At 73.7% G+C, this 23,288-nt stretch carries 23 protein-coding genes and 1 pseudogene; 17 read left to right on the forward strand and 7 right to left on the reverse strand.

Annotated elements, in window-relative coordinates:
• The first annotated feature begins 26 nt into the window (after positions 1–26).
• From ABD385_RS03845 to ligD, 3 genes are all read left to right on the forward strand, one after another.
• A complete protein-coding gene (locus tag ABD385_RS03845) occupies positions 27–1,127 on the forward strand; it encodes a calcium:cation antiporter (protein ID WP_344573445.1) in 1,101 nt (366 codons plus the stop codon).
• Positions 1,128–1,376: 249 nt separating this feature from the next.
• The gene (locus ABD385_RS03850) at positions 1,377–3,629 is read left to right on the forward strand and encodes an MMPL family transporter (RefSeq protein WP_344573446.1); all 2,253 of its coding nucleotides are present in this window, start codon (positions 1,377–1,379) and stop codon (positions 3,627–3,629) included.
• A 96-nt stretch (positions 3,630–3,725) separates the two neighbouring features.
• Positions 3,726–4,706 (forward strand): non-homologous end-joining DNA ligase, encoded by a 981-nt coding sequence (gene ligD / locus ABD385_RS03855; protein WP_344573447.1) that lies wholly within the window; start codon positions 3,726–3,728, stop codon positions 4,704–4,706.
• A 119-nt stretch (positions 4,707–4,825) separates the two neighbouring features.
• Here ligD and ABD385_RS03860 read toward each other — a convergent pair whose 3' ends face one another.
• On the reverse strand, positions 4,826–5,755 hold the full coding sequence (locus ABD385_RS03860; RefSeq protein WP_344573448.1) for a hypothetical protein: 930 nt from the start codon (positions 5,753–5,755) through the stop codon (positions 4,826–4,828).
• Positions 5,756–5,940: 185 nt separating this feature from the next.
• Here ABD385_RS03860 and ABD385_RS03865 point away from each other — a divergent pair, with 185 nt between their 5' ends.
• Together ABD385_RS03865 and ABD385_RS03870 are read left to right on the forward strand one after the other, a co-directional pair.
• A complete protein-coding gene (locus ABD385_RS03865; RefSeq protein ID WP_344573449.1) occupies positions 5,941–6,975 on the forward strand; it encodes a glutathione S-transferase family protein in 1,035 nt (344 codons plus the stop codon).
• An 86-nt stretch (positions 6,976–7,061) separates the two neighbouring features.
• Positions 7,062–7,928, forward strand: coding sequence for an AraC family transcriptional regulator (locus tag ABD385_RS03870; RefSeq protein WP_344573450.1), 867 nt, complete (start codon positions 7,062–7,064; stop codon positions 7,926–7,928).
• 111 nt (positions 7,929–8,039) lie between these two features.
• On the opposite strand, the gene ABD385_RS03875 is transcribed toward ABD385_RS03870, so the two are convergent.
• Positions 8,040–9,380, reverse strand: a complete 1,341-nt coding sequence (locus tag ABD385_RS03875) for an aminotransferase-like domain-containing protein (RefSeq protein ID WP_344573451.1) — start codon at positions 9,378–9,380, stop codon at positions 8,040–8,042.
• Between the two features lie 131 nt (positions 9,381–9,511).
• On the opposite strand from ABD385_RS03875, the gene ABD385_RS03880 reads away from it, so the two are divergent.
• The gene (locus ABD385_RS03880; RefSeq protein ID WP_344573452.1) at positions 9,512–10,330 is read left to right on the forward strand and encodes an alpha/beta fold hydrolase; all 819 of its coding nucleotides are present in this window, start codon (positions 9,512–9,514) and stop codon (positions 10,328–10,330) included.
• A gap of 9 nt (positions 10,331–10,339) precedes the next feature.
• Here ABD385_RS03880 and ABD385_RS03885 read toward each other — a convergent pair whose 3' ends face one another.
• Complete coding sequence (locus tag ABD385_RS03885) at positions 10,340–11,194, reverse strand: class I SAM-dependent methyltransferase (RefSeq protein ID WP_344573453.1); 855 nt, start codon at positions 11,192–11,194, stop codon at positions 10,340–10,342.
• 238 nt (positions 11,195–11,432) lie between these two features.
• Here ABD385_RS03885 and ABD385_RS03890 point away from each other — a divergent pair, with 238 nt between their 5' ends.
• The gene (locus ABD385_RS03890; RefSeq protein ID WP_344573454.1) at positions 11,433–13,040 is read left to right on the forward strand and encodes a CocE/NonD family hydrolase; all 1,608 of its coding nucleotides are present in this window, start codon (positions 11,433–11,435) and stop codon (positions 13,038–13,040) included.
• Between the two features lie 91 nt (positions 13,041–13,131).
• Positions 13,132–13,587 (forward strand): pyridoxamine 5'-phosphate oxidase family protein, encoded by a 456-nt coding sequence (locus ABD385_RS03895; RefSeq protein WP_344573455.1) that lies wholly within the window; start codon positions 13,132–13,134, stop codon positions 13,585–13,587.
• A gap of 51 nt (positions 13,588–13,638) precedes the next feature.
• Here ABD385_RS03895 and ABD385_RS03900 read toward each other — a convergent pair whose 3' ends face one another.
• From ABD385_RS03900 to pcaDC, 4 genes are all read right to left on the reverse strand, one after another.
• Positions 13,639–14,079 (reverse strand): DUF6278 family protein, encoded by a 441-nt coding sequence (locus tag ABD385_RS03900; protein WP_344573456.1) that lies wholly within the window; start codon positions 14,077–14,079, stop codon positions 13,639–13,641.
• Between the two features lie 110 nt (positions 14,080–14,189).
• Complete coding sequence (locus ABD385_RS03905; protein ID WP_344573457.1) at positions 14,190–14,969, reverse strand: exodeoxyribonuclease III; 780 nt, start codon at positions 14,967–14,969, stop codon at positions 14,190–14,192.
• Between the two features lie 30 nt (positions 14,970–14,999).
• Complete coding sequence (locus ABD385_RS03910; RefSeq protein WP_344573458.1) at positions 15,000–15,638, reverse strand: MBL fold metallo-hydrolase; 639 nt, start codon at positions 15,636–15,638, stop codon at positions 15,000–15,002.
• Positions 15,639–15,718: 80 nt separating this feature from the next.
• Positions 15,719–17,023 carry a bifunctional 3-oxoadipate enol-lactonase/4-carboxymuconolactone decarboxylase PcaDC gene (gene pcaDC / locus ABD385_RS03915; RefSeq protein WP_344573459.1) on the reverse strand — a complete coding sequence of 435 codons (1,305 nt, stop codon included), beginning with the start codon at positions 17,021–17,023 and terminating at the stop codon, positions 15,719–15,721.
• Between pcaDC and ABD385_RS03920 the strand changes: the two are divergent.
• The 9 genes and pseudogenes from ABD385_RS03920 to ABD385_RS03960 all read left to right on the forward strand — a co-directional run.
• Positions 16,955–17,455: pseudogene (locus ABD385_RS03920) on the forward strand (TraM recognition domain-containing protein); the annotation flags it as partial. The gene pcaDC and the pseudogene ABD385_RS03920 overlap by 69 nt on opposite strands.
• A 24-nt stretch (positions 17,456–17,479) precedes the next feature.
• The gene (locus ABD385_RS03925) at positions 17,480–18,010 is read left to right on the forward strand and encodes a hypothetical protein (RefSeq protein ID WP_344573460.1); all 531 of its coding nucleotides are present in this window, start codon (positions 17,480–17,482) and stop codon (positions 18,008–18,010) included.
• A 360-nt stretch (positions 18,011–18,370) separates the two neighbouring features.
• A complete protein-coding gene (locus tag ABD385_RS03930; RefSeq protein WP_344573461.1) occupies positions 18,371–18,949 on the forward strand; it encodes an SPDY domain-containing protein in 579 nt (192 codons plus the stop codon).
• Positions 18,946–19,851 (forward strand): hypothetical protein, encoded by a 906-nt coding sequence (locus ABD385_RS03935; RefSeq protein WP_344573462.1) that lies wholly within the window; start codon positions 18,946–18,948, stop codon positions 19,849–19,851. Before ABD385_RS03930 ends, ABD385_RS03935 begins: the two co-directional genes overlap by 4 nt.
• Positions 19,848–20,558, forward strand: a complete 711-nt coding sequence (locus ABD385_RS03940) for an SPDY domain-containing protein (RefSeq protein WP_344573463.1) — start codon at positions 19,848–19,850, stop codon at positions 20,556–20,558. The genes ABD385_RS03935 and ABD385_RS03940 overlap by 4 nt, the downstream gene beginning before the upstream one ends.
• A gap of 224 nt (positions 20,559–20,782) precedes the next feature.
• Positions 20,783–21,403, forward strand: coding sequence for a hypothetical protein (locus tag ABD385_RS03945; protein WP_344573464.1), 621 nt, complete (start codon positions 20,783–20,785; stop codon positions 21,401–21,403).
• A 47-nt stretch (positions 21,404–21,450) separates the two neighbouring features.
• Positions 21,451–21,579: a hypothetical protein gene (locus ABD385_RS03950; protein WP_344573465.1), complete on the forward strand. Its 129-nt coding sequence runs from the start codon at positions 21,451–21,453 to the stop codon at positions 21,577–21,579.
• Between the two features lie 177 nt (positions 21,580–21,756).
• On the forward strand, positions 21,757–22,815 hold the full coding sequence (gene trpA, locus ABD385_RS03955; protein ID WP_344573466.1) for a tryptophan synthase subunit alpha: 1,059 nt from the start codon (positions 21,757–21,759) through the stop codon (positions 22,813–22,815).
• The gene (locus ABD385_RS03960) at positions 22,808–23,260 is read left to right on the forward strand and encodes a hypothetical protein (RefSeq protein WP_344573467.1); all 453 of its coding nucleotides are present in this window, start codon (positions 22,808–22,810) and stop codon (positions 23,258–23,260) included. Before trpA ends, ABD385_RS03960 begins: the two co-directional genes overlap by 8 nt.
• The last annotated feature ends 28 nt before the right edge of the window (positions 23,261–23,288 follow it).

The raw sequence follows: 23,288 nt of genomic DNA on the forward strand, positions 1-23,288 counted from the left end.
TCCGACTTCTCTGCCAAGCTCGGGGCATGACTCCCCGGCCGCGAACGCCCTTGGTGCACTGGACCGGTGTGCTGCCGGTCGCGGCGGTGGTGCTGCTGGCCTTCATCTGGGGCCGGTCGCTGCCCAGCGCGCTGGTGGGCGTGGTGTCGCTGTTCCTGGCCGCGGCGGTGCTGTCGGCGGTCCACCACGCGGAGGTGATCGCGCACCGGGTGGGCGAGCCGTTCGGGTCGTTGGTGCTGGCGGTCGCGGTGACCATCATCGAGGTGGCGCTGATCGTCACGTTGATGGTCGACGGCGGGGAGAAGAGCGCCGGGCTGGCGCGGGACACGGTCTTCGCGGCCGTCATGATCACCTGCAACGGCATCGTCGGGCTCTGCCTGCTGATCGGCGCGCTCAAGCGGCGGGTGGCGGTCTTCAACGCCGAGGGCACCGGGGCGGAGCTGGCCTCGGTCGCCACGCTGGCCGGGCTGAGCCTGGTGCTGCCGTCCTTCACCACCACGACGCCCGGGCCGCAGTTCTCCGGTCCGCAGCTGGTCTTCGCGGCGCTGGCTGCGCTGGCGCTGTACGGCCTGTTCGTCACCACCCAGACCATCCGGCACCGGGACTACTTCCTGCCGCTCACCACGGCCGGCGAGGTGATCGACACCGAGGAGCACGCCGACCCGCCGTCCCTCCGGGCCGCGCTGAGCAGTCTGGGGCTGTTGCTGCTGGCGTTGGTCGCGGTGGTCGGGCTGGCCAAGGCGGTCTCGCCCACCATCGAGTCCGGGGTGGCCTCGGCGGGCCTGCCGTCGTCCGTGGTGGGCGTGGTGATCGCGCTGCTGGTGCTGCTGCCGGAGACCATCGCGGCGGTCCGGGCGGCCCGCCGGGACCGGATGCAGACCAGCATCAACCTCGGTCTGGGCTCGGCGATGGCCAGCATCGGCCTGACCATCCCCGCGGTCGCGCTGGCCACCATCTGGCTCAAGGGCCCGCTCGTGCTGGGCCTGGGCGCCAGCCACATGGTGCTGCTGGCGCTCACCGTCACGGTCGGCACCCTGACGGTGGTGCCCGGCCGGGCCACCGTGCTCCAGGGCAGCGTCCACCTGACGCTGTTCGCGGCGTACCTCGTGCTGGCGGTCAGCCCCTGACGGGTCGGGCGTGAGCGTGGTCACCCGGCGCACCGGAACGCCGAATAATGGTTTATCGTTCAATTGGCGGTGCGCCCAATGGGCCCCGCCCCACGAGCAGCCCCGGCTGGGTTCCCCCGTCCGGCCGGGGCTTCCCCCCTCTTCCCCGTGCCCGGTACGGCGGCGTCCCGCCCCGTGCGCCCGCGGCCGCACCACCCGTCTCGCTCCCCCCGCATGCCGCCGCGGCCGAACGCGCCTTGAATGCGAGGCATGTCCTCACCGAACGCGCCGGACCGCCGGCGCCCCGAGGGCGCGCTGCGCCGCCTCGGGGAGTGGTGTGCCCGGCACGCCGTGGTCGTCGTCGTGCTGTGGCTGGTGGGACTGGCCGCGGTCCAGGTGCTCCAGCGGACGTGCGGCGGGCGGTACGCCGACGACTTCTGGCTCCCCGGGGCCCAGTCCACCCAGGGGCGCGCGGTCCTCACCGCCCACCACCCGACCGCCGGCGGGGACATCGGGCAGGTGGTGCTGCACGCCGACCGACCGCTGACCGAGGTCGCCGGCCGGATCACCAACACCCGGGCGGCGCTGGCCCGGCTGCCGGCGGTGCGGTCCGCGCAGAGCCCGCTGCCACCCCCCGGGGCCCGGCCCGCGCCTCCGCCGCCCGGCGCGGCGCGCACCGGGCCGCTGGCCGCCGACGGCCGGACCGGCTACCTCACGGTGCACCTCCGCGACGCCCCCGCCGACCTGGAAACGGACGTCCTGGCCGGCGTGGACCGGGCGGTGGCACCGCTGCGCGCGGCGGGTGTCCGCGTCGAGTACGGCGGAGCGCTCGGCGCCCTGGCACGGCCGGCCGGCGACGACCGGCTGAGCGAACTGGTCGGGTGCGCGGTGGCGCTGCTGGTGCTGTTGGCCGGCTTCGGCAGCGTGCTGGCCGCCGGGGTACCGCTGCTGACCGCGTTGATCGGCGTGGTCGGCGGGTTGGGCTGCCTGGGGCTGCTCGGCGCCGCCGTCCCCTTCGCCGCCGTCTCCCCCGCGCTGGCCACCATGCTCGGCCTCGGCGTCGGGATCGACTCCGCGCTGTTCCTGATCGCCCGTCACCGGCAGTTCCTGGCGGACGGCGCGCCGCCGGCGGTCGCCGCGGGGCGGGCGGTGGCGAGCAGCGGCCGGACGGTGCTGCGCTGCGGGGGCACGGTGCTGCTCGCGCTCGCCGGGCTGCCACTGACCGGCGTCGGCTTCCTCACCGGGTTGGGCGTCGCCGCGGCGCTCACCGTCGTCACCGCGCTCCTCACGGCGCTGACCCTGGTGCCCGCCCTGCTCGGGCTGCTGGGCCGGCGGATCGGCCGGTCGCGGGTGCCCCGCCCGGGCGCCGCGGAGGTCCGGGCACCCGGCCCGCGGCGGCCGGCGCGCCACCCGTGGCCGTACGCGGTGGGCGCGGTGCTGGTGCTCGCGGTGCTGGCGGTCCCGGCGTGGTCGCTGCGGCCGGGGCACGTCGACGCGGGCGCCGACCCGCCGTCGTCCACCGGCCGTCGGGCCCACGACCTGCTGGCCGCCGCGTTCGGTCCGGGCGCGAACGGGCCGCTGACGCTGGTCGTCGACCGCAGCGCGGTGCCGGAGGCGGACCGCCCGGCACTGGCGGACCAGGCCCGGCACGTCCTCGGGCGGATCCCCGGCACCGCCGCGGTCACCCCGCTGCGGGCGTCCCCGGACGGTGCGGTGCTCTCCGCCACCGCCCAACCGTCGACGGACCCGCAGGACGCGGCGACCACCGCGCTCACCCGCCGGCTGGTGGACTCCGTACTGCCGCGGGCGGTCCGCGGGTACGAGGCGCACGGCTACGTCACGGGCGCCACCGCGGCCCGGGTCGACTTCACGGCCCTGCTCGCCGCCCGACTGCCGCTGATCGTCGTGGTGCTGGTCGGCCTGGCGTTCCTGGGCGTGCTGGCGTGGTGCCGGGGCGTGCTGGTGGCGGTGCAGGCCGCGGTGTGCACCGCGCTGACCCTCGCGGCGTCCTTGGGGGTGGTGGTGGCGGTTTTCCAGTGGGGCTGGGGCGGCCCGGTGCTGGGCGTCGCCGGGCCCGTTCCGGTGGAGGGGCACGTCCCGGTGGCGTTGTGCGCGGTCCTCGCCGGAGTGAGCACGGGCTCCGCGCTCCTCGCGCTCGCCCCGGTCCGCCCCGGCCGGCCGGGGCGCGCGGACCCGCCCGGGGCCCCCTCCCCCGCCCCGGCGGTCCTCGCCGGGGCGGTACTGGTGACGGCGGGCGTCTTCGGCGCCTTCGTGCTGAGCGACGTGGTGGCGGTCAAGATGCTCGGGCTGGGCCTGGCGGTGGGCGTGCTGCTCGACGCGACCCTCGTGCGGCTGGCGCTGGTGCCCGCGCTGCTGGCGCTGCTGGGGCGGCGGGCGTGGTGGACGCCGTGGTGGTGGGACCGGGCGCGGCCGGCCCGGGCCGCCGGGCCGGTGGACCCACCGCGCCCCGAGCCCCCGCGGCCGGCGGAACCGGTCGGCCAGCACGGGACGCCGCAGCGCTGACCGCCGACCGAACGGGCCCCGTACCCGGCCCCCGCCCCGGTGCCGGTGGCCGCGGCCCGTCCTGCGGGGACCAGCGGGTCCGCCGATCATCGGAGTATGGCCCCGACCCCCGGGGGCGGCGGCGCGGCCCCGCCCCCGTATCCCGTGATCCGGCCGATGCTGGCCGTGCTCGGGCCGCTGCCGCCCGAGGCCGAGCAGGCCGACTGGGCGTTCGAAGCCAAGTGGGACGGGGCCCGGTGCCTCGTCAACGTGCCCGGCGACGGCACCGTCCGGCTGGTCACCCGGGCCGGCAACGACGCCACCGCCACCTACCCGGAGCTGGGGCCGCTCGGGCAGCAGTTGCGCGGGCGCCCCGCCGTGCTGGACGGCGAGGTGGTGGTGCTGGACCCCGCCGGACGGCCGGACTTCGGGCTGTTGCAGCGCCGGATGGGCGTGCTCAACCCGCGCCGCACGGCCCGGCTGGCGATGGAACTGCCGGCGCAGCTGGTGCTGTTCGACGTGATGTACCTGGCCGGGCCGCTGGTGGACGCGCCGTACCACGCGCGGCGGGCGGTGCTGGAGGGCCTGGGGCTGGCCGGCCCCAACTGGTCGGTGCCCGGGTACCTGGCCGGGCACGGCGACCGGGCGTGGCAGGCGGCGCTGCGCGGCGGCCTGGAAGGGGTGGTGGCCAAGCGGCTGTCCTCGCCGTACCTCCCCGGGGTGCGCTCGCCCGACTGGGTCAAGACCAAGCACGTGGAGACGCTGGACGTCGTCATCGGCGGCTGGACGGAAGGGCACGGAGCGCTCGGCGGGCTGCCCGGGTCAGTGCTGGCGGGCGTGGTGGAACCGGATGGGCTGCGCTTCGTGGGCGCCGTCGGGTCGGGCCTGTCCGACCCCGAACGACGGGATTTGGCGCACTACCTCGGCGTGATCCCGCTGGACCGCTCGCCGTTCGTCAACCCGGTGGACCAGACGGGGGTGCACTGGAGCGAACCCCGACTGGTGGCCGAGATCACCTTCAGCGGATGGACCTCGGCGGGCCGGATCCGGCATCCGGTCTGGCACCGGCTGCGGCCCGACCTGACCCGGCTGGACTGACCCGGCTGGGCTGAGCCGCCCGCCGCAGCGACCGGCGCGGGGGCCGGACGGGGCACGACCGTGGGACGGCACGGCCGCGACCACCGGTACGGGGCGCCGTCACCGGCGGCCCGGCGCCGTCACGGGCGGCAGAACGCCGCGACCGCGACCGAACCTCCGGCGTTCTCGTCGTCCGAGCCGAGGACGCCGTTGCGGGAGCCGGGCAGGCAGGCCAGCGCCTCGACCTTGTGGCCGGCGACCGTCGCCAGCCGCCGCGGGCGGTCGGACACCGTCAGCCGGACCCGGCCGGCCGCGGTGACGCCGACCCGTCCGGCGTCGTGGAGCGCGGAGGCGAACGGACCGTCGTCCCCCGGGTCGGACGCCGAGGACACGGTCAATCGGCCGTCCGCTGCGACCTTCACGTCCGAGACGTGCCGGACGTCCGCCGTCGGGTAGGGCGTCCGGAATTCCGCCGAGACCGGCTTTCCGAAGGAGTTGTCCGCCGGATTCCACACGGCCGCCGACAACGTCGCCGGACGGTCGTCCTGACCGCGGTCCGCCCACACCGCGACGGTTTTCCCCTGACTGACGAAGAACGCGAAACCCTCGTAATTGGCGTCCGGTGCGACGCCCGGCAGCGGGAACGTGCCGAGCACCCGCGCGGTGTCGGCCTCCCGGACGACGCGGTAGGCGGTGCCGCCGCTCGCCAGCGCCACGAACTCGTGCGGCCGGCCGGGGACCGCGTCGATCGCCTCCAGGTCCACCGGCAGGTCGCCGACCCAGTTAAGCGGCTGCACCTGCGGTCCGGCGCCGGGGCGCAGACCTATCGCCACCAGCCGGTTCTGGCCCGGCTTCTTGTTGTCGCGGACGCCGACTGCGTCGATCGCCGCGCCGTGCCGGCCCTCGATCGCCAGGCCGCTGATGCCGGCCGTGATGCCGTCCCCGACCCGCTGCCAGTCGCTGCCGCCGGGGCGGGACGCGGCGGCCGGATGCTGCTCCTGTGCGGTGGCCGTCGTCGGCGTCAGCAACGCGACACCGGCGAGGGCCACACCTATTGCCTTCTTGATCATCGGGCGATGATAGGTGAATGCCGTCAATTACCGGCGAGTTGGTTTTTTCGCATTCCGCGGGGGTGCCGGACATTCCCTCAGGATTCACCGTGCGCCGGGCGGCTGACGCACCGGGAGAATCCCCCGGCGGGGCGGGAAGGCATTTCGGGACGCCACCCCACGGCCCCCTACGGAAGGACCCGGCGATGCCCGCCCCCGACCCCGCCCCCGCCGACGCCGGCAACCCCGCGTACGGCCACCGGCCCTTCAAGCGCTCCCGGAGCCACTTCGCCGACCGGGTCACCGCCGACGGCCGCGACGGCTGGCCGGTGGCGGCCGGCCGCTACCGGCTGGTGGCCAGCCGCGCCTGCCCCTGGGCGAGCCGCGCGGTGATCTCCCGACGGCTGCTCGGCCTCGAAGACGCCGTGTCGCTCGCCATCGTCGACCCGCTCCAGGACGACCGCAGCTGGCGCTTCACCCTCGACGCCGACGGCCGCGACCCGGTCCTCGGCATCCGCTTCCTCAGCGAGGCGTACGACGCCCGCGAGCGCGGCTACCCGGGCGGCGTCAGCGTCCCCGCGCTCGTCGACATCCCCAGCGGGCAGCTCGTCACCAACGACTTCCAGCAGCTCACGCTGGACTTCGCGACCGAGTGGACGGCACTGCACCGGCCCGGCGCGCCCGACCTGTATCCACAAGCCCACCGCGCGGAGATCGACGCGGTGATGGCGGACGTCTACCGGGACGTCAACAACGGCGTGTACCGGGCCGGCTTCGCCACCGGCCAGGGCGAGTACGACGAGGCGTTCGGCGCGCTCTTCGCGCGCCTGGACCAGCTCGCCGACCGGCTGTCCGACCGGCGCTACCTGGTCGGGGACACGCTCACCGAGGCGGACGTCCGCCTGTTCACCACGCTGGTCCGCTTCGACCCCGTCTACCACGGCCACTTCAAGTGCAACCGGTTCAAGCTGGCCGAGGACCCGGTGCTGTGGGCGTACGCCAAGGACCTGTTCCAGACGCCCGGATTCGGCGACACGGTGGACTTCCACCACATCAAGCAGCACTACTACCGGGTGCACACCGGCATCAACCCCACCGGCATCGTCCCGCTCGGCCCGGACCTGTCCGGCTGGTCGACCCCGCACCACCGCGAGGAGTTGGGCGGCCGGCCCTTCGGCGACGGCACGCCGCCGGGTCCGGTCCGGCCCGACGAGGAGGTCCCGCCGTCGGGGCGCCCCTGACCACCCGACCGCAGGGGGCACCGATTGTCGGGTCCGGCATCGTGGTCCTTCCCTAGCGTGCACGACAGAAAGGGAAGGAGCCCGAGGTGCTGGAGCGGCTGAACGACGCCATGGCGCACGTCGAACGCCACCTCGACCGTCCGGTCGGGGCGGACGAGCTGGCGCGGATCGCCCTGACGTCGGAGTACCACTTCCGCCGGATGTTCTCCGCGCTGGCCGGGATGCCGCTGTCGGAGTACCTGCGGCGTCGGCGGCTCACCGTCGCGGGCGCCGAGGTGCTGGCCGGCGAACGGACGCTGCTGGACATCGCGGTGCGGTACGGCTACGGCTCGGGCGAGGCGTGCGCCCGGGCGTTCCGGGCCCTGCACGGCGTGGGCCCGGGCGAGGCCCGGCGGACCGGTGCGGCCCTGCGTTCCCAGCCCCGGATGGCCTTCCGCCTCGTCGTCGAAGGGAGCACCACCATGCAGTACCGGATCGTGGCGAAGGACGAGTTCCGGGTGGTCGGGAAGAAGGTGCGGGTACCGCTGGTGTACGAGGGGGCCAACCCGGCCGTCGTGGAGTTCGTCCGGGGGTTGGGGACGGCGACCGTGCGGCGGATACAGGAGCTGTCCGACCAGGAACCGGAGGGGATCGTGGCGGTCTGCGACGACCTCGACCCCAGCCGCACGGAGGGCACCGAACTGGACTACTACCACGCGGTGGTGACCGACGCCCCGGTCCCCGCGGACCTGGACGCGCTCACCGTGCCGGCCGGCACCTGGGCGGTCTTCGCGAACACCGGTCCGTACCCGCAGGCACTGCAGACCCTGTGGGCGGACGTCTTCGCCCAGTGGTTCCCGTCGAACCCGTACCGCAGCCGGCCCGGTCCGGAGATCCTGCGCACCCGGCCGACGCCGGACGGCACGACGGCGACCTCCGAGCTGTGGCTGCCGGTGGAGCGCACACCGGTGTGACCGGCCGGCCGGATCCCGACGGACCGGCGCACCCGTCGGGGCCCGCCGCACCCCGATGCGGCGAACCCCCCTACCCTTACAGGGAGTTGGCTGCCGCAAGGACTTCTGCCGCTACTCCGCCGCCGCGTCCTCCGGGCTCCGGCGGGCCAGCCCGGCCAGCACGTCCAGGGCGTCGGCCAGGACGTCGAGGGGCGGGGAGGCCAGCGCCAGCCGGACCGCGTTGGGGACGTGGCCGGGGCCGACGGCGAAGGCCCCGGACGGGGTGACCGCGATGCCGTGCCGGGCCGCCGCGGCCACGAAGGTGTCGGCCCGCCACGGCTCGGGCAGCTCCCACCAACAGTGGTACGCGCGCGGGTCGGCGCGGAGCCGCTGCCCGGCGAGGCGGTTCGTGGCGATCCGTTGGCGGGCCGCCGCGTCGGCCCGCTTGTCCGCTTCGACGGTGGCGGCCGTGCCGTCGCCCAGCCAACGGACCGCCGCCTGCAACGCGAAGCCGCCGGCCGTCCAGGCACCGGAGCGGAGCGCGGCGGCGAAGTCCGGGGCGGCAGCGTCGTCGGGCGGCACCAGGAAGCCGAGGGTCAGTCCGGGGGCGAGCCGCTTGGAGAGGCTGTCGACGAGCACCGTGCGCTCCGGCGCGAGGGCGGCGAGCGGCGCCAGGTCGGGGCGCAGGAAGGCGTAGACGGCGTCCTCCACCACGGACACGTCCAGCGCGCGCACCGTCGCGGCCAACTCCGCGCGGCGGGCGGCCGGCAGGGTGGTGCCGAGCGGGTTGTGCAGGGCGGGCTGGAGGTAGACCGCGCGCAGCGGGGCGGCGGCGCGCACCGCGTCGGGGGTGACGCCGTGCTCGTCCACGGCCAGCGGGACGAGGGTGATACCGAGGCGGGTCGCGATGCCCTTGACGACGGGGAAGGTGAGCGCCTCGACGCCGAGGCGCTCACCGGGCGGGACCAGGGTGGCGAAGGCCGCGGCGAGCGCCTGGCGGCCACTGCCGGCGAAGAGCAACCGCCGGGCGTCGGGGGCCCAGCCGGCCCGGGCGAGGTGGGCGGCGGCCACCTCCCGGGCGGCCGGGGTGCCGGCGGCACCGGCCGGGCCCAGCGCCGCGCCCACCGCGTCGCCCTGCTGGAGCAGCGTGCCGAGGCTGCGCGCGAGGAGTGCGGACTGCCCGGGCAGGACAGGGAAGTTGAACTCCAGGTCGATGCGGTGGCCGCCGGGTTCGGCGAGCGCGGGCTCGGTCGCCGGCGGCGCCGTGCGCACGAAGGTGCCGCGGCCGACCTCGCCCACCGTCAGACCGCGCCGGCCCAGTTCACGGTAGACGCGGGCCGCGGTCGAGTCGGCGATCCGCCGCCGCTGGGCGAACCGGCGCAGCGGCGGCAGCCGGTCCCCGGGGCGGAGCCGGCCGGCGGCGATGGCCGCGGCGAACTCGTCGGCGATGGCCCGGTAGTCGTCCGCCGTCATGCGCACGCCCTCCCCCATATTGCACCGAGTGCATTGATCCTATTGTGTCGAGACAATGCCCCTCATAGCATCGGTGCGTCAACTCCCGTACGCAGGAAGGCCGCAGGTGATGCGGTCAGGAGAGGCGTGTCATGGCATCGGTCCAATGTGGCGGAATCACCGTGGAGTACGAGGACGAGGGCAGCGGCGAACCGCTGGTGCTCCTCCACGGGCACCCCTTCGACCGCTCGATGTGGCGCCCGCAGACCGCGCACTTCAGCCGGGTCGGGATGCGGGTGATCGCACCGGACCTGCGCGGCTACGGCGGGAGTTCGGTGGTGCCCGGCAAGACGCCGCTGGAGACCTTCGCCCGGGACGTCGCCGCCCTGCTCGACCACCTCGGGATCGAGCGGTGCGTCCTGGGCGGGCTGTCCATGGGCGGGCAGATCGTCATGGAGTGCTACCGGCAGTTCCCGGAACGGATCCGGGCGCTGCTGCTCGCCGACACCTTCGCGGCGGCCGACACCGCACAGGGCCGGGCGGTGCGGCTGCGGACCGCGGAGCGCCTGCTGGCGGAGGGCATGGACGGGTACGCGCACGAGGTGCTGCCCAAGATGATCGCGCCGGCCAACGTCACCGCGCTGCCGGCGGTCGCCGCACACGTCCTGGGCATGATGCGGGGCGCCTCCCCCGAAGGTGCCGCGGCGGCCCTGCGCGGCCGGGCGGAGCGGTCGGACTACACCGGGCTGCTGCCGCGGGTCACCGTTCCCACCCTGGTCGTGGTGGGCACGGCGGACGAGTTCACTCCGGTCGCGGACGCCCGGGTGATCCACGAGGCGGTGCCCGGCGCCCGTCTGACCACCGTTCAGGACGCCGGCCACCTGCCGAACCTGGAGCGCCCGGAGGAGTTCAACGCGGCGCTGGCGGAGTTCCTGACCGCACTGCCGACCCCGGCCGCCCCGCAGGGCTGAGCCCGCCCACTACGGGGCGACCCGCCCGGATGCCAGCAACGCCGCGTGCGGCAGCACCAGTTGACCGTCCGATGCGGTGAACTCGGCTGCCAGCGCGACGAAGTGGCGCCTGATCCGCTCGGTGGCCGCGGGCCCCCGGGAGGTGACGACCCGGCCGATGGTCGCCACGCCGGCGGCGGGGCCGTGCCACCACTCCGCCAGCGTGGTGCGGTGCTCCCAGGACACCACCGCGCACTCCACCGCGGCCAGCGGGCCGGCGGTGCGCAGCAGTGCGGCGAAACCGTCCGCGGTGCGCGGGAAGTCGTCCTCGGGGGCGAGGGCGGGGGCGTCCGGCGGTCGGGGCACGCCGGCGGCCCGCACCGCACGACCGAGGAGCGCCTGGCCGGCCGCGGGCGGGGCGGCCCAGACGGTCAGCGCGATCCGGCCGCCCGGCCGGGTCACCCGGCGCAGCTCCGCGAGGGCCGCCCCGGGCCGCCCGACGTGGTTGAGCACGAAGTTGCCGACCACCGCGTCGAACACGGCGTCGGGGAAGGGGAGTTGGGGAAGGGCGGCGAGGTGGACCGCGGCCGTGGGGGCGGCGGCCGCGGCGGTGCGCACCATGTCGGGTTCGGCGTCCACGGCACTCACGCGGGCCCCGCGGGCGCAGGCCGCCGCCGCGGCGGTTCCGGTGCCGGTGCCGACGTCCAGCACCCGGGCGCCCTCGGTGACGCCTGCGGCGTCCAGCAGGCGCGGCACCGTGTACGCGCACAGCCGACCGAAGCCCGGCGCGTAGGCCGCGGCCCGTCCGGCCCAGGCCCGCCGCTCACCGGCGTCGAACGGGGTGGCCGCCGCGCCGGGCACCGGCACCTCTTCCGCCTTCGACACGTTCGCCCCGCCTTCCCCTCACGCCTCGTTCCGCACCATGTCCTCACCCAACGCTCGGGGCCACCTCGAACTCACCGACCACACAACGACGTTACCCACCCGTAACCTACCGACGGGTTACCAGAGGTAAGAAGTGGACTTTACTCTCCAGTCACATCGAGTCGCCGGGCGCCCCTCCTGTCCCCCGGGCCCTTGGGACAGCGTCCCGCGCGGCTCGCGTCGAGATCTGGAGCAGAAGATGACGCCCTCCCGCACCACTCTGCGCGCCGCGATCGGCACCGTCTGCGCGACGGTGCTCGCCACCACGGTCCTCACCGGTGCCCCGGCGAGCGCCGCACCGGCCCCCGCCCGCCCCGACGCCGCCGCGCCGACGGCGGCCGGCGGCTCCCCCACCCTGCGGTTCGTCGACATCACCGGCGCCGGCGGGATCACCCTCAAGGCGAACGTCTTCACCCCCGCCGGCGCCGACACCGACCGGCGCCACCCGCTGATCGTGCTGCCCACCAGCTGGGCGATGCCGCAGGTCGAATACCTGGCACAGGCCCGCAAACTGGCCGCCGCCGGCTACGTCGTCGTCGGCTACAACGCGCGCGGCTTCTGGCAGTCCGGCGGCCAGATAGAGACCGCCGGCCCGCAGGACGTCGCCGACGCCTCCAAGGTCGTCGACTGGGCGCTGGCGCACACCCCCGCCGACCCGCACGAGGTCGGGATGGCCGGCGTCTCCTACGGCGCCGGGATCAGCCTGCTGGCCGCCGCGGCCGACAAGCGGATCAAGGCGGTCGCGGCGCTCAGCGGCTGGGCCGACCTCATCGGCTCGATCTACGGGGGACGCACCCCGCACCTCCAGGCGGCGGCGACGCTCGGCGGCCTCGGCGCGCTGACCGGGCGGCCCAGCCCCGAACTCCAGCAGGTCCTCAAGGACTTCCTCACCGCCAACATGGCCAAGGAAAAGGACATGATCGCGTGGGGCCGGAAGCGCTCCCCCGCCACCTACCTGGACCAGATCAACGCCAACGGCGCCGCGATCCTGCTCGGCAACGCCTGGGGCGACTCCCTCTTCCCGCCCGACCAGTACGCGGCGTTCTTCGAGAAGCTCAAGGGCCCCAAGCGGCTGGAGTTCCGCCCCGGCGACCACGCCACCGCCGAGGGCCTGGGGCTGCTCGGACTGCCCAACGACACCTGGAACGACACCACGCGCTGGTTCGACCACTACCTCCGGGGCGTGGACAACGGCATCGACCGCGAGTCCCCGGTCCTGCTCAAGTCCCGTTCCACCGGCGCCTACGAGGGCTACAAGAGCTGGCAGGACGTCCCCTCCGCACACCGCCGGATCGCCCTGGGCGACACCCAGCGCATCCGCACCGGCATCGACTCCGGCGCCGACGGCGGCCTGATCTTCCTCTCCAGCATGCTGGACCAGTTCCTCCGACTGCCACCGATGGCGTCGATCCCGCTGCTGCCGCGCTCGGCCGCCGCCGTCTGGCAGTCCGCGCCCTACGAGAGCGGCCAACGGGTGCGCGGCACCACCCGCCTGCACACCACCGTGACCCCCACCGCCGCCAGCGGCACCGCCATCGCCTACCTCTACGACGTCGGCCCGCTGGGCCTGGGCAAACTGGTCACCCACGCGCCGTTCACCTTCCACGACCGGACCCCGGGCCGGCCGTTCGGCCTGGACCTGGACCTCTCCGCCACCGCCTACGACGTACCCGCCGGACACCGGCTCGCGGTGGTCGTGGACACCGTCGACCCGCTCTACATCTCCCAGAACCCCGCCGGCGCCCGCCTGACGTTCTCCTCCCCGGCGGACGATCCCTCGTACGTCTCGGTGCCGGTCCGCGACTGAAAACGGCGCGGCGGCGGTCGCGACCTACGACCGCCGCCCTACGGCTCGCGCCCGAAGCGCCCGGCGGGCCCGGCCCGTTACGCTCCCCGCCATGCGCTCGCTCCCCCCGCCCCGCGATGCCGGGCAACGCAAGAAGGACGCACTGCGGCTGCTGGCCACGGAAGAGGACGCCTGGGTCTCGTCCGCCTCCCCCGACGGCGCGCCCACCCTGGTGCCGCTGTCGTTCGTCTGGCACCGCGAACGCCTGGTGATGTCCACCAAGGGCACCAACGCCACCGTCCGCAACCTCGCGGCCCGCGGCGCGAGCCGGGTGGCGGTGGGAACCACCCGGGACGTGGTGCTCGCCGACTGCACCGTCGAGGTGCTGGCCAACGCCGCACTGCCGCAGGACGCGGCGGACGCCCTCGCGACCAAGCTCGGCTGGAACCCCCGTGGCCACGAGGCGTGGGTCTTCCTCCGCTTCACCCCGCACCGGCTGCTGGTCTGGCGCGAGGAGAACGAACTGGCCGGCCGGGAACTGATGCGGGACGGCGCCTGGCGGGTCTGACCCACCGGCGTCCGGCGACCCGGACGGCCGGGACCCCGCGGGGCCGGTGCGTCAGCCCTCGGCGACCTCGGCGTAGACCTGGGAGAGCTCGGGGGCACCGTCGTCGGCCCAGGCGTGCCCGGCGGCCACCACGTCGAGCTCCCGGCCGGACGCCAGCCGCACCACCGGTTGGCCGTCCGGCCAGACGTGCCAGACCGCGCCGCGCACCGTGCGCACCAGGACCGTGCCGAGGTAGAGCCCGGCGTCGTTGCCGAGCCAGGGCAGCACCTCGGGGTCGTCCCGCCAGACCGGCTGGAGCTGGTCGAGTTCCTCCAACGACCGTGCGGAGTCGTCGAGTTCGACTCCGGCGGTGGCCGCCTGGTCGCGCAGCAGCTCGCATTCGGAGAGCAGCTCGACGACGCTCTCGGGATCCGCGCGCACCGACTCGGCGAGCGGCACCGAGCCGCTCGCGCCGGTGTGCCTTCGCCACTTGTCCAGGAAAGACAGGTTCATGGTGCGAGGGTCCCACCCACCCCCGTGCCGCGGCCACAGGCGCGCGGCACGCCGCCGGGGCCGCCTCGGCACCCGCGCGCCTACCCGGTGCGCCCGGGAGGACGCCCGGCTCACACGTCGAGGTCGACCACCACGGGTGCGTGGTCCGAGGCGCCCTTGCCCTTGCGCTCCTCGCGGTCGACGTAGGCGTCCGAGACGGCCTTGGCGAAGGGGGCGTTGCCGTAGACGAGGTCGATGCGCATCCCGCGGTTCTTGGGGAAGGCGAGCTGGCGGTAGTCCCAGTAGGTGTACGGCCGGTCGTACTTCAGCGGGCGGGGCACCACGTCCGACAGGCCGGCCTCGCGCAGCGCGGCCAGGGCGGCGCGCTCGGCCGGCGTGACGTGGGTGAGGCCCTCGAAGACGGCCGGGTCCCAGACGTCGTCGTCGGTGGGCGCGACGTTGAAGTCACCGAGGACCGCGAACGGGCGGTCGCCCGCCGCGTCCTCGGCGACCGCGGCCTTCAGCGCCTCGAACCAGCCGAGCTTGTAGCCGTAGTGCGCGTGGTCGACCTCGCGGCCGTTGGGCACGTAGACCGACCAGACCCGGGCCGCGCCGCAGGTCGCCGAGACGGCGCGGGGCTCCTGCACGCCCTCGTACTCCGGGCTGCCGGGCAGCCCGGTGACCACGTCCGTCAGGCCGACCTTGGACAGCAGCGCGACGCCGTTCCACCGGCCGGTGGCGTTGACCGCGGCTTCGTAGCCCAGCTCGCGGAGCTCGGCGTAGGGGAACTGCTCGTCGGAGCACTTGGTCTCCTGGACGCACAGCACGTCCGTGCCGGACTGCTCCAGCCAGGCCAGCAGCCTGGGGAGGCGGGCGGTGATCGAATTGACGTTCCAGGTCGCGATGCGCATGTCCGTAAACCTACCGCGCGGCACTGACGGTCAGCCCACCGCCGAGCGGGCGCCCGGGGTGAGGCGGCCGTGGTCGGTCCCGCCCAGCGCGTCGATCAAGGAGTCGTAGATCGGCCGGGCGTGGTCCTGGAGGAGGCTGTCGTGGATGTCGATGGCGCGGCGCGGGGCGACCTCGCGGACGTAGTCGATGATCTCGGCGATCTTGTTCCACGGCGCGTGGACCGGGAGCAGGAGGGTGTCGACGGTGCGGCCCTCGGGGACGGTCAGCGCGTCGCCGGGGTGGAAGACGGTGCCGTCCAGCAGGAAGCCGACGTTGGTGACGCGCGGGAGGTCCGGGTGGATCACGGCGTGCAGCTGGCCGTGCACCTCGACGTCGAAGCCGGCGGCGGTGAAGGCGTCGCCCTCGCCGACGGTGTGCACCCGGCCGGGGAAGGCGGCCGAGATCTGCTCGGCGACGCTGGCCAGGGTCCAGATCTCGGTCGCCGGGTCGGCCTCCATGGCCCGGCGCAGGCGGCCCTCGTGGAAGTGGTCCGGGTGCTCGTGCGTCACCAGGATCGCGTCCGCGCCGACGGCGGCGTCCTCCTCGCTGAACACCCCGGGGTCGATGACCAGCGTCCGCCCGTCCTTCTCGATCCGGACGCAGGCGTGGGTCTTCTTGGTGAGTTCCATGCAGCCATCTTGCCGCGCGGGGACGACCTGCCGGCCGGCCTGTGGACAACCACCCGGGACCGGTGCGGACCCCGGGGACCTCACGCCTCCGGCGTCGTCTCCTCCTGTATCACCTTCTGGGCCACCGCGAAGGCGGAGTTGGCCGCCGGGACGCCGCAGTAGACCGCGGTGTGCAGCAGGATCTCGCGGATCTCCGCGGGCGTGAGGCCGTTGCGCAGGGCGGCGCGGGTGTGCAGCGCGAGCTCCTCGCGGTGGCCGCGGGCGACCAGCGCGGTGAGCGTGATGACGCTGCGGGTGCGCCGGTCCAGGCCGGGCCGGGTCCAGGTCTCGCCCCAGGCGTAGCGGGTGATGAAGTCGTGGAAGTCGGCGTTGAAGTCGTCGGTGCCGGCCTCCACGCGGTCCACGTGGGCGTCGCCGAGCACCTCGCGCCGGACCTTGATGCCCTGCTCGTAGGTGCCGCCGCGGACCTGGGCGGGCTGCGACAGGCCGGACTCGATGGCGGGCGGGGCGTGGGTCGGCATCGGCGGCGCGATCTGCGGCTTGGGGGCGGCCGCGCCGAGGGCGGGCGGGCCGGGCTTGTCGTGCCAGGCGGTGCTGAAGTGGCGGATGAGGAGTTCGCTGACGGCGGCGGGCTGCTCGACGGGCGCCAGGTGCGAGGTGCCGGGGATCAGCGCCAGGCTGGCGTCCGGTATCCCGGCGACCAGGGTGCGGGCGTCGGTGGTCGGCGTGACCTGGTCCTCCGCGCCGACGACGACGAGGGTGGGCACGCCCACCCGGCCCAGGGAGGACCGCACGTCGTACGCGGCCAGCGCCTCGCAGGCCGCGATGTAGCAGCCGGGGTCGGTGGTCCGCACCATCTGGACGGCCCACTCGACGATAGCGGACTGGGCGCCGGCGAAGCCCGGGGTGAACCAGTGCTCGGGCGCGGTGCGGGCGATCGGGTCGAGTCCGTTGGTGCGGATCACCACGCCGCGCTGGCGCCAGGCGTCGGCGGTGCCGTAGCGCGGGGAGGAGGACACCAGCGCGAGCGAGGTGACGCGGTGCGGACGGGTGAGGGCGAGCTGGGCACCGACGGCACCGCCGATGTCGCAGCCGGCGTAGCCGAACCGCTCCACGCCCAGGGCGTCGAGGGTGGCGACGAGCCGGTCGGCGAGTTCGGCGATGGAAGTCGTCGCGTGGGCGGGGGATCCGCCGTGGCCGGGCAGGTCGAAGCGGATGACGCGCCACTGGCGGGTCAGCTCGGGGATCTGCCGGTCCCACATGTGCCATGTTGTACCCAGGGCGGCACCCAGAACCAGGACTGGGGCGTCTTCTGGCCCGTCAGAGCGGTGCTGGAGGGTGCGTGTCGGTGTCTCACTCACGCCCTGAACGGTCTCACATCTCATTTGCAGTCCTACCGCCAAGGCCAGAAGGTCTGGGGGGATGCGGGCATGGACGCCATGTGGTCCGCCTCCACCATCAAGGTCATCGGCAGCGGTATTGACGACCCGGACTTCGCTGACAAGCTCTCCCGGCTGATCGGCGACCACGACGTGGAGACCACCTCGACCTCGATGTCGGAGTCCGGGAAGTCCACCTCGGTGTCGATGCGGCAGGAGCGGATCCTGCCGGCCGACGCGATCCGTGCGCTGCCCAAGGGCACCGCGCTCGCGTTCGCCACCGGGATGCGCGCGGCCATGCTCGACCTGCGCCCCTGGTACCTGGAGCCCGGCGCCGAGGAGCTGTCCGCTGCCTCCGACCGCGCCTCGAAGGCGATCACCCACCGCGCCCTGGCCAAGTACACCCCCCACCAGGACGACTACGGCACGGCCGCCTAACACCCGTTCTTCTCGCCTCAGTCGTTGGAGACGACCATTTCTGTTTACGAGCCCGACGATCTCGACTACATGACCCGCCCCGAAGCGCTCGACGCGGTCCTCACTGACCTCCGCGCGCACCAGGTTGACGCCGGCCCCGACGGGTTCTTCACCGCCCTACGCCACATCGATCTCCTGGGCCACCTCGCCCTCCGGTTCACCGCCGACGCCCACCACCTCCTCGCCGAGGAGATCCCAACCACCAACCCCGCACAGGACGCCCTGAGATCCAGTCAGGCAGCGGCGACGATCGGGCGCGCCCTGGCCCACTACACCCAGGCTCTCCCCGCCCTGACCAAGGTCACCGATCCCGCCAGTCGCGCCAGCATCGACGCGCAGCTGGCCGCTATCCCGCACCACTCCGCTCTGCGCCGCCATCTCGACGCCGCCCAACGGACCCTGGACGAGGCACGGATCGAGCTGACCGGCGCCGTCCCCCCACTCCCCACCCGCAAGGCGTCAGCCAACGCGAAGCCTCCCGCGACGCCCCGCACCATCCGTCGTCGCGGCCTGTAGCGCTACACACGCCCGGTGCCACGCACCGCGGCACGACGTTGCGACTCAGGTCCTCGTCGACCACCACGACAGAGTCCTCGACTGCTCTGCCAACGGACACCGTCGACCTCCACGACCAGCTCCGCAGGCACCTCGATGCCCCTTGGCCCGCCCTGCACCGCTCAGCAGTCAACGCAGCAGATCGCCTGTCCCCGATGCCCAGGAATCGCCACGTCTTCCGACTATTTCCTCTCCCCCTCCCTCCTCCTCGTCTCACCACTGCACGTGGCAGGGGAGGGCAACACCACCAGCACCTTCCAAGCGATCCGAGACCGTGCACCCAACTGGAGCCTTCGATCGGATCCAGACACCGGTCAGGTCATGCTGACCTCCCCGGACGACGCCACGACGATCAGCTATCACATGCTGGCCTCCGGCCCGGCACCCCGCTGGACCGCAGCCCACAGCGGCCCGCGCCCCTGGACCGCCACCTTCTCGTGCAACACCCCGCGCGAACTGCCCCACGCGCTCTTGGAACCGCTGACACGGCTGCCCTCCCACCCCCTCACCGACACAGACCCGTTGAAGGACCTCGCCGAGGACCTCTACAACGCCGGGTGGAAGCGCACCGCCTACGGCACGCGAACCGTGTATCTCTCGGCCGACCGCCTGTGCGTCCTCGCGCACACCCCCCACGAGGAGACTGCCTGGCGGATCGCGACCCAGACACCTCGCAGTGACGGCTCCGAGCACTGGAACCTCTTGCTCAGCCACGACGCACCACCGCAGCTCGCCCGCAGCGTCATCCGCACGCTGGTGCGAGGCGAGCCCGTGATGCGCCGCCTAGGCGAGATCCCTCGCCCCCTACGCCAATACGCCGTCATCGCTCCTCTCGCCGAGTTCCGCGGCCCACGTAAACCCCCCGAGCCGCCGGCGCCCCCACCAAGCCCAAGCCGATGACGCACTCGCCACCACGCGAAGCACTGAACCAGCACAGGAGCCATCCCATCACCACGCCCCCACTCGACCTGAACGAAGAAGTCCGCCAACTGCGCCAGTTGGCCCGCGACTTCGAAGCCCTCAAGGCGCGCGTGCGCGACGTCTCCTACACGCCCGGCACGGAGGCGCTGCGCCGTATCAGCCCCCTCCTTCTCCAGACGCAGGACCTCACGGCTGCCGCCCTGGTGCGCCTGACCGCGCTCGACAACAGCTCGTACACCAGCGTCGCGGGCAGCCGGGGCGGCCTGGAGCTGCTGGGCTCGGTCGTGTCCTCGTCGTCGCTCGCCGGCACCGACCTGGCCCACGTGGTGCTCGCCAACCCGTACGAGGGCGCGCAGTTCGCCGGCTACCTGGCCGACGACGAGGCGGTGCGCGCCGCCCGGCACGCCGAGGCCATCCCGAAGATGAGCGGGCACCTCGACGATGCCGTCCACCAGCTCGACCTGTGCGCGATCGGCTGTCACTACCTCGCCCACGGCATTACCGAGGACTTGGCCACCGCACAGGATCACACGTCGGCGGACGTACGGCAGAAGACGGGCCCCGCGCTGACCCCCGCCCAGTACGACGCGCTCTCCGCGCTGCAGGGCGGCGGAAAGTTGCATGAAAGCTCCACACGAGGGCTAGGTGTCACCCGGGTCGCCACCAACGACGGGACCCGCGTCTCCATCGCCACCTACCGGGCTCTGGCCAGGCGCGGACTGGTCAACGCCGACACCGGCGGCTCGCCGTACCAGGGCCAGAAGATCACCGTGACCGAGCAGGGGCGACAAGCACTGGCCCAGCCCCGCCCTCGCACCCCCTTGTCGACGGCAGCGGCCCCCGTGCCCAAGGCCATGGCGGCGCAGGGTGTGCGCCAATGAGCCAGTACGCGCCCGATGACCGGGTGATGGTCTCCCCGCGCTACATGGCAGGCGCCGGCGACCGGATCGCCGACGTGATCGGCCCACTGATCCACCTCTTCGGCTGGCACACGCAGCACGACGCCGCCACCGGACACGTCACGATCGACAGCCCCGACGGCAGCGTGTTCTGCGACTTCGATCCCCTCCACCCTCTCGGCAGATGGTGGACGATCGCCCACCACGAGCCTTACTGGCAAATGCAGTTCAGCCGACAGGCGCCCATGGAAGCAATCGCCGCCGTCACCCAGGCTCTGCCGCAACTGCTCGGCGACACCCGGCATGCCGAGCACATCCCGATCACGGACATGCCCCTGGACCGGCTCGCGACGCTCAACGACTGGTCCGTCGAGGACGGCCTCCTGACCTCGCCCGACTGGTACTGCCGACTACTCCACACACCCGACGAGGAAATCACCTGGCGGGCCGAGCACGCCCTCTTCGAGAAGCAGCCGCTGGCCACCTTCACACGCGACGCCCCCGAGAGCCTCGTCCGGAACTTCTTCGCCCACCTGGCAACGCCGATAGCGGTAGAACGCGCCTTCGCCGACGTGCCCCTCAGCACCCGGTATGAGCACAGCAAACTGATCACCCCCATCCGCGGGGCCACGATCAGCCCTCATGTCGATCACGCCCTGGCACAGCTCGCCCGCCACCGCCGCCGCTGAACACCCCCGCCCCGGAGACACCTCTGCCCGACAAGCCCCTCTTCCTGGAGCCGGCCGAACAACTCCTCTCTCTGGCCGTCGACTTCACTCGCTTCAACGACCTTCAACTGCGACATGCGGTCAACGGGAACCGGCCCGCCACCATCCTGGGCACCCAGACGGCGGGCGCGCAGGACCTGGCCCATTCGGCCCTCAACATCGTCACCACGCTCAACAGCGAGCCGATGTACCACAGCCCCGTCATCCGCGCCGTGTACGCCCGGGTCCGCCAGCTCGCCCACCTGGCCACGGACGCTGCCGACCACCTCATCGACGCCGAGGACATCCTCATCCACACCCAGGCAGGACTGCCCGTCGAGCTGGGCGACGACGTCCTTGCCGTCCTGAGCGAGCAGGGAGCCCGCCAAGAGATCGGACGGCGCTTCACCCTCGTCGCCGAACTCACCGCCCTGGGCGCCTCCGACGCCGTGGCGACCGCTGAACAGTACGTTGCCGAACGCCGCCGCTACAGCTACGTGCCCGAGCACCAGCCGCCCGCGCTGTCCCGCACTCAGAGCAGCACCCTGCACGCCATCGCCCGCGGGGACGTGACCATCAGCGACGGCAGGCCCTACCACCGCCGTGAGGGCGTCCGATTCAGCATCAGCACCATCCGCGCCCTGGAGAACCGCGGCCTGATCACGCGCGAGGACTGCCACCTGTGGCTCGTGGACGAGCGCGTGCATCTGAGCCCGGCCGGACACCGTGACCTCGCAGCGTCCTTCGCGCACCCGCGACCCGCTGCTCTGGCCACCACGCGCCCCGCGCCTTTCCGGCCCGCCGCTGCCATCAGCCGCGCCCGCTGAACCGGACCACCCTTCGAGGAGAGCCCCACGTCCTCCTACACCCCACCGTGCACAACTTTGCTCGTGCGCTCGCCGACCTGGTCCCCGGCGCCGCGCCCCGCGACGTGACCGTCCACTTCGCCGTTCGGCGCCAGGCCGCGGCCCAGCACGGGTACCGCTCCCGCCGGGCCCCGTAACCGTCTACGCCCAGGCCCTGCACGCCCAGCTCTATGGGCTGCCCATGGTCTAGGAGCCGCTGCCCGCCGCCCTGGACGAGCTGCGGCAAGCCGCGCACAGCACCGCCGACCCCGACCGCAGGCCGCGGTCCTACAGCGGCGTGCCGACCAGCTGCGCAACGCCACCGAGATCCTCGAATGGGCACGCAATCACGCGCACTGGGGTCAGTTCCCGAACGGGGCCTGCGAGTTGCTGCGCGACGCCACCGACAGGACGCGCGACCTCGTCGACGGCCTCGATTCCATCCGGCCCGCCTTCGCCGACGATCCGCCCGCCCTCGCGTCGCCTCCGCAGCCCACCCCTCCCAGGGCAGAGCCAAGCACCGTCGCCGCACCGCCCACCTCACCGGCCGGCCGTCGCCGCTGACCGGACCGCCTCTCTCCTTCGAAGGACACACCCTGACCACCGCCACTCACCTCCACACACTCCTCGCCCAACCCCCATGTGCACTCGGGGTATTCGTCCCGGCCGGCGTACAGGAGCCGGACGTCCAGCGCCGCCAGCTCGACCACCTCGCCCAGGCCGGGGCCGACCTGTTCGAGATCGGCTTGCCCTGCGCGAACCCGGTCCTCGATGGCCGCCTCATCCGGTCCGCCTACCAGCGCGCCCTGTTCAAGGGGAACGTCCTAGACCGCACGGTCCGCGCCGTCGCACACGCCGCGTCGCTGCGGCCGACGGTGGTCATGACCTACTGGGACGCCGTCCGCCGCCACGGCCCTGAACATCTGGCTCGCCTGCTCGCCGACGCGGGCGCTGCGGGGATCATGGTCGTCGACGTGCCCCGCAGCGAAGCGCTCCGCTGGCACCACGCTGCACACGATGCCGGCCTGAGCACTCCGCATCTCATCCCGCGCACTACCGACGAAGCCGACGTTCCCGCCGCGGTCCAGGGTGCGTCCGGCTGGCTCTACGCACCCGCGAGCAGCGGCCTCACGGGCTTTCAGGGTCCCCTCGACCTGACGGCTCTCGAAGCGTTCACCGAGCGATTGCGCGCGGCGAGTGCGCTGCCCGTGGTCTCGGGGGTGGGTATCTCCAGCCCCGACCTCGCAGCCCGCGTGGCGCCTCTGGTCGATGCTGTCGTCATCGGCACACCGATCGTCCGGGCCCTGTTGTCAGATCCGGGCCCGGCCGCCGCCGTGACCGCCGCGTTCGCCCAGGCCCTGCAGCCCCGGATCGGCACGGCTCACGATGCCTGAATTCGCCGGCCACTACGAGGCTCTCGATCAGATCGCGGCCGACGCAACCGCGCTGCAGCAGTGCCTGCGCCGCACCCCCATCGGCTGCTCCCGGGTGCTGACTGACCGGGTCGTCGAGGCACAGGCGCTCGCCGCCGCCGCGCTCCAACTCTTCCTCGATCTGGAGCGGGAGCCGACACGCGACCAGGCGCACCTGCTCTGCCTCGACCTTCTGGCACGCGCTGCCAAGGCCGCCCAGGACGCGAGCGCGGAACTGACCGCTGCACTGGCGCGCGCCGTCGAGAACGAGCGCCGCCGACGCGATGCCACGACGTCCCCGCCCGTGCTCCTGCGCCCCACACCGCAGCAGTTCGTCACCTCCGCTGCCGACCTGCTCGACGGGCTCCTCTCCTCGCACCGAGAACTTCCCCGGCTGTCCGCCGCGCCCGTGCCGTCGGCGCGCTGAGGCGGCACCAGCCCTCACCACCTTTCAG

The sequence above is a fragment of the Streptomyces lunalinharesii genome, assembly GCF_039532155.1.
Lineage (GTDB): Bacteria > Actinomycetota > Actinomycetes > Streptomycetales > Streptomycetaceae > Streptomyces > Streptomyces lunalinharesii.